This window comes from Paenibacillus rhizoplanae (genome assembly GCF_042684125.1).
GTDB lineage: Bacteria > Bacillota > Bacilli > Paenibacillales > Paenibacillaceae > Paenibacillus_AQ > Paenibacillus_AQ rhizoplanae.
Genome location: NZ_JBHUKY010000019.1, coordinates 403,465 through 415,470, shown reverse-complemented (window position 1 = coordinate 415,470; position 12,006 = coordinate 403,465). Strand labels below are relative to the sequence as shown.

Here is a 12,006-nt window from a genome sequence, read left to right as displayed (position 1 = left end):
TTATGAATGATTTAGTATTGCTCCAGCGCACGCAGCACCGCTTGTGAATCACTTACACTGCCGAACACCCCGCCCTGCATTTGAACCATACTCAGCGCCGCCAGGTGATTCGCTTCATCCGTTGCTCCCGTGCAATCCGCAAGGATCAGACACTCGTACCCGCGGTCATTGGCCTCCCGCATCGTGGTGTGTACACAGACATCGGTAGTAATACCGGTCAGAATCAGATGGGTAATTCCTTTATTCTTCAGGATCAGGTCCAGGTCCGTTGCATAAAAGCTGCCTTTGCCCGGCTTGTCTATAATGTACTCTCCGCGGGCAGGCGCCAGCTCCTCAATGATCTGCCAGCCGCGCTCCCCCCGCACGAGGATTCGTCCCGCCGGTCCTTCGGAGCCGATCTCGGCCCCGATCTGGCGGCTGCGCCACCTTTTGTTCGCCGGCAGATCCGACAGATCCGGCTTATGCCCCTCGCGGGTATGGATCACGGTGAACCCTTCGATGTCCCGGATACGTGCCAGCAGCCGCTGAATGGGCTGAATCGCTCTTGCCGTTAATGAGAGGTCATAACCCATTCTCTCGACGTAACCGCCCTTGCCGCAAAAATCCGTCTGCATGTCGATAATCATCAGCGCTGTCTTCGCCGGGTCAACTGCCCCGTCATAAGGCCAGATGTAAGGTGTTGCTGCAATCTGCATGATTTATGCTCCTCTCCTGATGTCGCTATCTCCATTAATGTTATTTTAGTTAACATTAATTCGCGTTTCCTTGGTATGAGTTAGATTATATTACAATGAATTTGGGATGTCTTCGGTTTTATTACGAAATAATATACTGAATGTTTGTGTTTATTTACATATCTAACATATACATTACACAAAAACACAAAGCTTGGTCGTCGCTGCCGTAAACATTTGGCCGTCCGCTGCTTTTTTCTTTTTCCACCTGCCGGGCGCAGAGGACAGTTCCCCCTTTTCTTGTTCTCATGGCTTCCATAAGATGTAAGCGCTGGGAAACCAGTTTTTTTGTCGAAATAGAGCTGCATATTTCGAGTTTTTTGATAAATAGGCATAATATAGTTGAAAAATAGCTCTTTAAGTACTAGAATTAAGCTTGTTTGCAGAAGTTAATGCCACGCAAGAACTATTTATGACTCTTTTTGTCGATTACAGTCGACTACAAATAACCACCTCTACAGGATGTATATCATTGATCTATTTCTAAAGGCAAACTTCCCGAAAGGGCAGGACGCAAAGCCATGGGCCTAAGAACGCCAAATCCCGCGTTTAAGGTCGCCAGGCTGCCAATAGAGACCACTTAAGCCGGCTGTTCACGGGAAGTCCTCCCGGGCTTGATGATGTTCTTTTTCTGTACGAATTGCCATTGATCATACGAAAAAGTGAGGTTACAACCATGCCGCAGCATTATATCGAACCAAGCCGATATGAATTCGTAGAGTCCCTGATGCTCGAACGTAAAGGGCTCCTGGATTCATTCTCTGTGGAGGGCCGAGCTTCTGACGGGACACATGGAGATAAGAATGGAATTATCCTCGTGCAGGACAACCAGATATTCATTACGCCTCCGCTGCCCGGAGGCGCTCCCGCCCGGATTTCTGCGATCCACCCTGTTGTCCTGAAGATCAACTGGAAGACCGTTACAGAACCAACCGAGGTGACGAAGGCGGATTATATCACCTGGGAGATCTGCGAGAAGCCGCAATACGAAATTACCGTATCGCCTGACAAGCTCAAGGTCCACTTCACTCTATACCGTGCAGAGAAGTACGCCTGGAATCTGGTCAACTGTCCCGCTGCTTTCGAGGCGGTCGTCCGTGCCCAGCCCAACCCGGCGATGCTGCTGTCCACGCTCACTATAGAACAGATTATCGCCTCACTGGACAACCGTTTTATTCTGCGCAACCTGAACATTCCCGCCCTGTACGCGGAGCTGGAGAACCCTACATATCTTCCCGTATGCATCGCTGAAGGAAGAGCCCCGCTGCCCGGCAAGGAAGCACGGCTGGAATTCCTGCTGCCTGAGCATACACTAGAGGGGAACCGGATGTTTCAGGGACAGGGAGCCCCGGGTCAGAAGCCTGCGGAACCCTTGGAGTATCTCCGTTTCCCGGGAGCCCCCTTTACCTTCGCAGGCGAAGTCTTCGCCCGCAAACTGCCGCCGGAAGAGGGCATTCCCGGCTTCGACACAGACGGCAGAGTCCTGCCCCCTCCCCCTCCGCAGGATGTCTACTTCGCTGCCGGTAACCATGCCAAGCTCCTCCCCTGTGGTAATATCGTGGCCCGGCATACCGGCAGACCCCGCATCTGCGGAGGAAACGGCAGCGTCCGGATATGTGATTTCCCTCCGGTCCGTCTGCTGACCAGGGAGACGGCGGATACTGCGGGCGATGTTATGTTTGCAGGCGACGTCATTGTACCGGGAGATCTGGAAGGACCTGTACGTATCGAAGCCCTGGGTAATGTGTACGTCTATGGAGATATACGCCAATCCACAATTATAGCTACCGGCAGTATTTATGTTAGCGGCCAGGTCACCGGCAGCGGCCTGTACGCCGGACACGCGGGGGTACAGCAGCATCGTCTGCACAGCCTCGCAAGCCTGCTGCGGACTGAGGCGGACGGACTGCGTGAGGCAGCGCGCCAGCTGGCCAAGAACGTGGAATCTCGCCAGCAATCCGTGAAATACGGCCTGGTGGTCATGCTGCTGCTGGAGGGTAAATACAGCCACCTCGAAAGCCTGATCCGCGATCTCCAGGCTGCGCTGAGCCGTATGAACGGGGCGTTCGGCTCCGGCACGGACCAGCTCTGGCAGATGCTTGAGGTATTCGCCCATCCGGGACAATTCACCGGGTACATCACAGACAGTGTCCTAAGCCTCTTCTCCAGGCTGCTCCTCAAGCTGGGCGAGGAGATTGAGCTGCTCCAGGAGGAGCATGCGGTGATTAATCTTGCCCGGTCGCAGGAGAGCCGCCTGGAGTCTGGCGGCAAGCTGCTTGTGCGTGATTCCTGCTAAGACTACTACTATATAAGGAGAAGTGAGAGCGTGCGATATAACCGTCTGGGCAATAGCGGCCTGCAGGTATCTGCTCTGGGTCTTGGAACCAATTCATTCGGCAAACGCGCAGATCAGGAGACCTCGGTCCGCATTCTGCACACCGCTATGGATCAGGGCATCAATTTCATCGATACCGCCAATATCTATGCCGGCTCTGAATCGGAGCGGATCATCGGCCTTGCGCTTGAAGGCAGACGCCAGAGCGCAGTGCTGGCGACCAAAGCCGGATTGCCGAAGCATGAGGGACCCGGCGGCAGCGGCTCTTCGCGCCATCATCTGATGCAGGAGCTGGAGGGCAGCCTGCGCCGCCTGAAGACAGACTATGTGGATCTGTATCAGATCCACACCTTCGACCCCTACACACCGCTGGAGGAAACACTGCGCACGCTGGATGATCTGATCTCCGCAGGCAAGGTGCGGTATATCGGAGCCTCCAATTATGCCGCCTGGGAGCTGATGAAAGCGCTCGGGATCAGTGAAGCCCGTAACTGGGCGAAATACATCTCCATCCAGTGCAGCTATTCGCTGGCTGACCGCACGCCCGAAGCCGAGCTGCTTCCGCTCTGCCTGGATCAGGGCCTGGGCATCATCCCGTACTTCCCTCTGGCGGGCGGCATCCTTACCGGCAAATATGCCGGAAGCAGCAGCGCCCCTGCCGGCTCCAGAGCAGAGACTGATCCGAACTTCCGCCGCTTCCTTACCCCGGAGCGCATCTCGCTCGGGGAGCAGGTTCAGGCCATTGCGGAGGGGCAGGGCACCTCACCTGCGGCTCTATCCCTGGCCTGGCTGATGAACCGGCCCGCCGTCTCCACGGTGATTGTCGGCGCGACTACAGTAGAGCAGGTAGAGCATAATCTGCAGAGTCTCTCTGCTTCGCCGGATGCGGGGATACTTGAGCAGCTCGACCAGGCCAGCGCCGCCTTCCGCACCGGCGAGCCGTTTGCGGTCTACCGGCTGCCGTAAGCGCTGACGTTCATATCCATATACAAACAAAGCGAGCCTCCGTATACGGAGACTCGCTTTTGTGTATTTTGGCTAATGATGAATTTGTATTATACCGCAGCGATGAACCGTTCCATGTCTTCCTGTACGGTAGTAATGCCGCCGATGCCGAAGGTATCTACCAGTACCTTGGCTACATTAGGCGACAGGAAGGCCGGAAGTGTAGGGCCCAGGTGAATGTTCTTCACGCCCAGATGCAGCAGCGCCAGCAGTACAATCACCGCTTTTTGCTCATACCAGGCAATGTTATAGGAGATCGGAAGATCGTTGATATCCGCAAGACCAAAGACTTCCTTCAGCTTAAGCGCTATAACCACAAGAGAATAGGAGTCATTGCACTGGCCGGCATCAAGCACGCGGGGAATTCCGCCGATATCGCCAAGCGCCAGCTTGTTATATTTGTATTTGGCACAGCCTGCGGTCAGGATCACCGTGTCACTCGGCAGCTCTGCCGCGAAGTCGGTGTAATAATTCCGGCTCTTCATCCGTCCGTCGCAGCCGGCCATGACGAAGAATTGCTTGATGGCGCCGCTCTCTACTGCTCCAACCACCTGATCCGCCAAATTCATTACAGCCGCATGGGCGAAGCCGCCGATGATCTCGCCTGTCTCAATCTCCACTGGAGCGCTGCAGCTCTTAGCCTGCTCGATCAGAGCTGAGAAATTCTTCTCTCCGTCCGCGCCTGCCGCGATATGCTGAATTCCCGGATAACCGGTATTGCCGGTAGTGTACAGCCGGTCCTTGTAGCTGTCCTTCGGCGGCACGATGCAGTTCGTGGTCATCAGAATCGGACCGTTGAAGCTGGCAAACTCCTCATTCTGCTTCCACCATGCATTGCCGTAGTTGCCTACGAAGTGGCTATACTTTTTGAAGGCCGGATAGTAGTGGGCCGGCAGCATCTCACTGTGCGTATACACATCTACTCCGGTACCCTCGGTCTGCTTCAGCAGCGCCTCCATGTCCTTGAGGTCATGACCGCTGATCAGAATACCAGGGTTCGTGCCTACTCCAATATTGACTTTGGTGATCTCCGGATTACCGTAGGCTGCGGTGTTAGCGCGGTCCAGCAGCGCCATCACATCCACGCCGAACTTGCCGCATTCCAGCACCAGAGCCGTCAGCTCACCGCCGCTCAGATTGTTATCCAGCGCAGCTGCCAAGCCTTTTTCCATAAAAGCATGTGCTCCTGCTTCGTAGAAGCCCAGTACCGCGGCATGCTCCATGTAGGCAGCCATTCCCTTCAGGCCATAGGTCAGCAGCTCGCGCAAGGAGCGGATATCCTCATGCTCCGTAGCAAGCACCCCCACCGTGGCCGCCTTGTCCATCAGCTCTTCATCCGTCACTGCATTCCAGATCGCCGCGTCATGCTCCGACAAATAGGCCATCACTCCGGCATCAGCCACTCTGCTGCGCCACAGATCCCGCAGGGCCAGCCCTTCCCGGATCTTCGCAGTAAAGTATTCCGGCACAAAGTTGGCATTGGTAATCGTAGCGAACAAGCTCTCTATGATAAATTTCTCCGACACCGCATCAGTAATCCCCAGCTCACGCCCGCTGCGCGCGAAGATGGCAATACCCTTAAGTGTATACACCAACAGATCCTGCAGATTCGCTACCTCACTGGTCTTGCCGCACACCCCCTGAATCGTACAACCCGTCCCCTTAGCTGCCTCCTGACACTGGAAACAAAACATTTCGCTCATTACCTGATCACTCCTTATCATTAATGGAATCGCTCTGTGCCTCGCCTTTACAGTTACCAATAATTGTAGTAGACTTTCGTCTATCAATCGGTAACGAATGTTACCAATCACTACACATCGGGAGGAAAAGTATGAGACCGGAGCCTGCTTCGCTGCAAGCCTGCCTGCTATTTCGCGGAAAATCCGCAGATGAGATCGAACAGCTGCTGCATACATTGGCTTACGCGGTCAGCTCCTACCATAAGAATGCGATTATTCTGGCAGAGGGTGATCGGGCAGAACGGCTTGGAATTCTGCTCTCCGGCCGCATCGAGGTGCAGAAGACACACCCCACCGGCAGCAGTGTGACCATCGCACATCTGAAGGAAGGCCAGACCATCGGGGAAGCCGTATTGTTCCGCAGGAATAACACCGTGCCCGCTACGGTTACAGCCACAGGCCCCTGCAAGGTAATGTTCATCAGCAAGCAGGAGCTGCTGAGATTATTCGCGGCCGACACCGATATCCTCACCCGCTTCATCGAGAATCTGTCCGAACGGCTGGTGCTCGTGAACCGGAAGATTGAGAACCTGTCTGCCGGGCCGCTGCGCCGCCGTATCGTAGACTTCCTGCTGGAGCAGGGAGAGCAGCAGGAATCCGATATCCTGAAGCTCCCGTTCAGCCGGAAGGAATGGGCCGAGCATATGAATACCGCCCGCCCTTCCTTGTCGCGGGAGCTGGGCTTCCTGCGCGATCAGGGCTGGATCGAATTCAAGGGCAATGAAATCACCCTGCTGAACCGGAGCCGGATGCAGGATTACATCCAGACTCTGCCCTCTTCGGCAGGCAACTTATAGAGACCGCAAATGACCAAGGAGGGTACAAGCATGTCACCGTTCACTGCACAACAGATCGACCAGCTGCTGGCTGAGCACAGACAATGGTTCGCCAGCGGAGTCACGAGAACCCCCGGCTTCCGGCTGGAGCAGCTTCAGAAGCTGAAGGAGGCCATCTCACGCAATGAAGCCCGGATTATTACAGCACTGAACCAGGATCTGCACAAAAGCGAGTTCGAGGCTTATGCGACAGAAATCGGATTCACGCTGGACAGCATCGGCTATATGATGAAACATCTAAGGCGCTGGATGAAGCCGGTCAGGGTAGGTTCCCCGCTGCATCTGTTCCCGGCCAGGAGCAGAATTATCGCCGAGCCTTATGGGACGGTGCTAATTATCGGGCCGTTCAACTACCCGTTCCAGCTGCTGATTGAACCGCTGATCGGCGCCATCGCCGCCGGGAACTGCGCCGTACTGAAGCCCTCCGAGAGTACACCGGCTACCTCCGCTGTCATCGAGGATATGATCCGAGAGACCTTTGATCCCGCCTATATCAGGGTAGTACAGGGCGAGAAGGAAACGACGAATCTGCTGATTCATGCCGCGTTCGATTATATTTTTTTCACCGGAAGTGTGCCTGTAGGCAGAATTGTCATGGAAGCGGCGGCGAAGAACCTGGTGCCCGTCACCCTTGAACTGGGCGGCAAAAGCCCCGTAATCGTAGACCGGAGCGCCGACCTGGAGACCGCCGCGAAGCGGATTGTCTGGGGGAAGCTGATCAATGTGGGGCAGACCTGTATTGCGCCTGATTATCTGCTGGTCCACAGCGAGGTGGCAGCGGAGCTGATTGAGCGGATGAAGCGCTGCGTCACCGATTTCTATGGCACCGACATCAGGCATAACACAGACTACGGACGGATCGTGAATGAACGCCAGCTGCGGCGGATCGGGGCTATGCTGGAGCGGGACCGTGAGAAGCTGATTCTCGGCGGGACCGTGATCCCGGAGGAGCTGTATATCGAGCCGTCCCTAATCTATCCGGCGGATTGGAGTGACGCTTCGATGGAGGATGAAATCTTCGGCCCGGTGCTGCCGATTATGGAGTACAACCAGCTTGAAGAGGTCATTCAGAGCATCAATGCCCGTCCGAAGCCGCTCGCCCTCTATCTGTTCACCCGCGATAAGCAGGTGGAGCAGCAAGTGATGACCGAGGTGTCCTTCGGCGGCGGCTGCATTAACGATACCATCTCTCATGTAGCCAGCACCCGGCTGCCTTTCGGCGGTGTCGGGAATTCCGGGATCGGCGGCTACCACGGCAAATACAGCTTCGATCTCTTCTCCCATCACAAAAGCATTGTTAAGCGAAGCACAAGGCTAGATTTCGGAATTGTCTACCCGCCCTATGGCAGCAAGGTCAAGCTGGCGCGGAAGCTGCTGAAGTAGCGCGGAGTGAGACGGATAGCGCCATTGTCACTTGAATTTTCCGCATGAACACATGGCATCTCGGGCTTCAAGTTGCAACAATTACAACACTTTCACTGATGCAGCGTGTATTTAACCAATTAGCAGCGGCTGTGCCGTCCTTTTAAAGGACGGTGCCGTTGGATTTGCTCATTTAGTCCGCGTCCGGGGAATTCAGGTGCACTATTGCTCCTCATTGGCTCATCTAGCCCGCGTCCAGTCAATTCAAGTGCACTAATGCTCCTCATTGGCTCATTTAGCCCGCGTCCGGGGAATTCAGGTGCACTATTGCTCCTCATTGGCCCATCTAGCCCGCGTCCAGGTAATTCAGGTGCACTATTGCTCCTCATCACTCTCCTTCAACCACACTCGGCAGAATCAGAGGTCCCTTTGTTCTGAGCACAACTTCCCTCAAAATAAGAAAGCCACCTAATCAATAGGTGGCTGATGCTGCTACCAATACAGTAACCCAACAAGATGCAACAAACCCAATAAGCCCATTGGATATATAATTAATCTAGAGAATAGGTTCTTAAAATTATTACTTGGATGCTTCTCAAAGAAAAAATGAGCGATCGAGTGAAGAATTAAAAACATATCTATTATTATGAAGGATAACAGATGTTGACTTATCAAGGAAAACAGTAAAAAGGCATACAGCGGCAGATGCAAAATTGTAAATACTTTGAAGGCACGTTCATCTGTCAACTCTCTCAGGAAGATAAACATTCTCCATTCTTTGGCTCGGATTGCATCCATTTCGTGCACAAGCAGGAGAGCAAAATTAATCGAAAAAATCATTAGTAGAATTGATGACAAACCTACACCTCACTTATTGATATACTCAGGAGTTAATCACATCCTAAATAGATAGTTACGTTTCGAGACACGGAAGGGTTCCATGTGAACTACATAATCCCACTTCTTCTCCATGTTGCCGTATTACTCTGCGAGAAAACCCGGACTTATCCGGTTCACAGCTTAACCTCACCCCTCAACCCGCAATTCGCCCCGCCACCCAGCCCGCGACCTCTTTCTCCGGAATAGGCTTGCTGATATAGTAGCCCTGAATCTTGTCACAGCGGGTCCGCTCCAGAAAGGCAAGCTGTTCCAGGGTCTCCACCCCTTCAGCGGTAACGTTCAGTCCCATATCATGGCCGATGGTGACGATGGAGCTGGCCAGCGACATATTGTTCGGGGTATCGATGCTGTCGATGAAGGACTTGTCGATCTTCAGGGTAGTAATCGGGAGCTGCTTCAGATAGCTGAGTGAGGAATAGCCCGTTCCGAAGTCATCCAGCGCAATGCCAATGCCCCTCTTCTTGAGCGCTTCCAGCTTAGAGCTGATCGCCTCGAAGGATTCCATGAAGATCGACTCGGTAATCTCCAGCTCCAGATATTCCGGCGCAAGCCCGGTATCCTCCAGCACGCTCAGCACCATCTCCGTGAAGTCGTCCAGCATCAGCTGAATGACGGAGATATTAACCGAGATATGATAGCCCTCATAGCCCTGATTATGCAGATCCTTGGTGAACCGGCAGGCGGCGCGCAGCACCCACTCACCTATGGGAACGATCAGGCGGCAATCCTCGGCAATTTTGATGAAGGATAAGGGGGAGACGAAGCCGAGCACCGGGTTGTTCCAGCGGATCAGCGCCTCGAAGCCCCATATCTCACCGGAGCCGGTATCCACCAGCGGCTGGTAATGCAGCGACAGCTCATTATTGGATATGGCGCTTCTTAAGTGATTCTCAATAATCATCCGTTCGTCAAAATACTGCTGCATCTCCTGCCCGTAGATCATATAGCTGCCCTTGCCTGCTTCTTTCGCCTTATACATGGCAATGTCGGCATTCTTCAGGAGCTCCTCCGCATTCTTCCCGTTCTCCGGGTATTGGGCAATTCCGATACTGGCCGAGATATGCACCACACTCGCATGAAGCTGGAACGGTTCCTTGAAGCCCTGTACCAGGGAATCCGCATAGCGGAGCACCTCACCCGCCTCAGCTACATCCTTGAACAGAATCACAAACTCATCGCCGCCGAAGCGAAAATGCTTACTGCGGCCGTCAGAGCGGCTAAGCAGCCGTTCACCAACCTGCACCAGCAGCTCATCCCCAAAGGTATGGCCCATGGAATCATTAATGTACTTGAAGTTATCGATATCCAGGAAGAACAGCGCCGCATGGCCGCCGGAATGCTCCTTAATGAATCTTTGTAGTTCTTCGGACAATGACAGCCGGTTCGGCAGACCGCTGAGTACATCGTTATAGGCCAGCAGCCGGTATTTCTCCTCACTGGTCTGCAGCAGCGTCTGATTCTCTACCACCTTGTTGTACTGCTCCAGCAACTCATCCTGCAGGGCAGTCAGCTCCTCATAGGTCGATTCCAGTTCCTGATAGCTCGTCTGCAGCTTGCTCTCATAACCCTTGCGGTCCGTTACATCCACCATCGACCCGGCAAACCGGATATATCCGCCGCCCGCATTACGCAGCACCTTGCCCCGCGCCTGAAACCACTTGTATTCGCCTGCCTTGCTCCGCATCCGGTATTCAGCGTAGTAGTAAGAAGAACGACCCTCCAGATGCTGGATGCGCAGCCGGTTCTCCTGCTCGGCATCCTCCGGATGGAGGATATCCCGCCAGCCGCCGCGGCTCTCATTAATCTCATCCCGGGCATACCCGAGCAGCTCATACCAGCTGTCCGAGAAATAATAGATCATCGTAGACATATCAACGTCCCAGATTACCGCATCCGAGCCGTAGGTTGCCAGGCTGAAGCGTTCATTGCTTTTTTCCAGGTTGCTTCTAATCCTTCTGACCAGCTGCACATAGAATAGCAACACCAGAATGAAGGCTACCAGCACCGCAAAAGCAGCCACGATGCTCAGCACCAGCACCTTATAGGTCTGATAGAACGAGAACGGCTCGTTAATCACTTCGCTGCCCTTCGGCAGCTTATCCGGTGATATCTTGAACCGCTGCAGCTCGTTATAATCGAACACCTTGCGCACATTGCTGTCGGTTACGACCGGGATCTTCCCCGCCTGCTCCCCCTGCAGAATACGCTGCGCCAGATCGGCCGCTGTCTGACCCTGAATTCTACCGCTGATCAGACTGCCCCCGAAGGCGCCATGATTCAATCCAAAATCATAAATATGATACACCGGAACACTGCTGCTCTTGCCCAGTTCACCTGCAAATCTGTCGAACTCGACAATTCGTCCGGTAGAGTCGCTAAAATATGTAGTCATCAGCACAATACTGTCCGGGGACAGCGCCGACGCCGTTGCTTGGATCTGTTCCATGGACAAGCGGTTCATAGGGAACAGCTCAAGTCCCAGCTTCATTGCGTCGATCTGATCCATCACCATCTGGCCGGTTGACAGCCCGCTCTCCGAATTATCATAGACAATATACACCTTCTTCAAGGAAGGGTTGATGTCCATGGCCATTCTGATGGTAGGTGTGGGATCTATTTTTTCGATAACGCCTGTAATGTTGTGGGGATTCGGGATAGCGGCCACTCCCAATTCGTTGATCCCGCTGAAAATGATCGGAGCATCATTCAAAAGCTCGTGGCGGTACTTCATCGCGAAACTCAGCGCCGCATCGTCCGTTGTGATGATCGCATTAATATGGATGTTCTGATACTTGAAGCGAATGGTCTCGTAGAAATTCCCGAGGTTACCCTGCGTGGGGTACCTTTTCCAGTCCATATATTCAGTGTAGATGACGGGGGGATTAGCTGTGCCCTTGAAACGTTCCTCTATTCCGGCACTTTGGTCATCGGTCCAGGCAAAGCCCTTCTGATAGGAATGCAGCACCAGCACATTCTGTGCGGGCAGCTCTTCGGCAGCGGCGTGGGCAGCTCCTGTTGTACACCATAAGATAAACAGAGGCAATAGCAGGGTTCTTAACAACCTGAGATGAATTTGATCTACACGCATTCGC

At 53.8% G+C, this 12,006-nt stretch carries 8 protein-coding genes and 1 riboswitch; of the genes, 4 read left to right on the top strand and 4 right to left on the bottom strand.

Annotated features, from left to right (window positions below; all coding sequences use genetic code 11):
* Positions 1–11 precede the first annotated feature (11 nt).
* Entirely contained in the window at positions 12–695 is a 684-nt protein-coding gene (gene biuH / locus ACFSX3_RS09610; RefSeq protein ID WP_209986502.1) for a biuret amidohydrolase, read from the bottom strand.
* Positions 696–1,212: 517 nt separating this feature from the next.
* Positions 1,213–1,305: riboswitch (cyclic di-GMP riboswitch) on the top strand.
* A 105-nt stretch (positions 1,306–1,410) separates the two neighbouring features.
* On the opposite strand from biuH, the gene ACFSX3_RS09605 reads away from it, so the two are divergent.
* Positions 1,411–3,030, top strand: coding sequence for a flagellar assembly protein A (locus ACFSX3_RS09605; protein WP_379254511.1), 1,620 nt, complete (start codon positions 1,411–1,413; stop codon positions 3,028–3,030).
* Between the two features lie 30 nt (positions 3,031–3,060).
* Positions 3,061–4,035, top strand: coding sequence for an aldo/keto reductase (locus tag ACFSX3_RS09600; protein ID WP_209986508.1), 975 nt, complete (start codon positions 3,061–3,063; stop codon positions 4,033–4,035).
* 89 nt (positions 4,036–4,124) lie between these two features.
* Here the strand turns inward: ACFSX3_RS09600 and hcp are convergent, their stop codons facing one another.
* On the bottom strand, positions 4,125–5,777 hold the full coding sequence (gene hcp, locus ACFSX3_RS09595) for a hydroxylamine reductase (protein ID WP_209986511.1): 1,653 nt from the start codon (positions 5,775–5,777) through the stop codon (positions 4,125–4,127).
* 131 nt (positions 5,778–5,908) lie between these two features.
* Between hcp and ACFSX3_RS09590 the strand changes: the two genes are divergently transcribed.
* Both ACFSX3_RS09590 and ACFSX3_RS09585 read left to right on the top strand, forming a co-directional pair.
* Positions 5,909–6,613, top strand: coding sequence for a Crp/Fnr family transcriptional regulator (locus tag ACFSX3_RS09590; RefSeq protein ID WP_209986515.1), 705 nt, complete (start codon positions 5,909–5,911; stop codon positions 6,611–6,613).
* 30 nt (positions 6,614–6,643) lie between these two features.
* Positions 6,644–8,035: an aldehyde dehydrogenase gene (locus tag ACFSX3_RS09585; protein WP_209986519.1), complete on the top strand. Its 1,392-nt coding sequence runs from the start codon at positions 6,644–6,646 to the stop codon at positions 8,033–8,035.
* 471 nt (positions 8,036–8,506) lie between these two features.
* Here ACFSX3_RS09585 and ACFSX3_RS09580 read toward each other — a convergent pair whose 3' ends face one another.
* Both ACFSX3_RS09580 and ACFSX3_RS09575 read right to left on the bottom strand, forming a co-directional pair.
* Positions 8,507–8,854, bottom strand: a complete 348-nt coding sequence (locus ACFSX3_RS09580; RefSeq protein ID WP_379258539.1) for a DUF6713 family protein — start codon at positions 8,852–8,854, stop codon at positions 8,507–8,509.
* A gap of 193 nt (positions 8,855–9,047) precedes the next feature.
* Positions 9,048–12,002 (bottom strand): ABC transporter substrate binding protein, encoded by a 2,955-nt coding sequence (locus ACFSX3_RS09575; protein WP_209986522.1) that lies wholly within the window; start codon positions 12,000–12,002, stop codon positions 9,048–9,050.
* Positions 12,003–12,006: the final 4 nt, after the last annotated feature.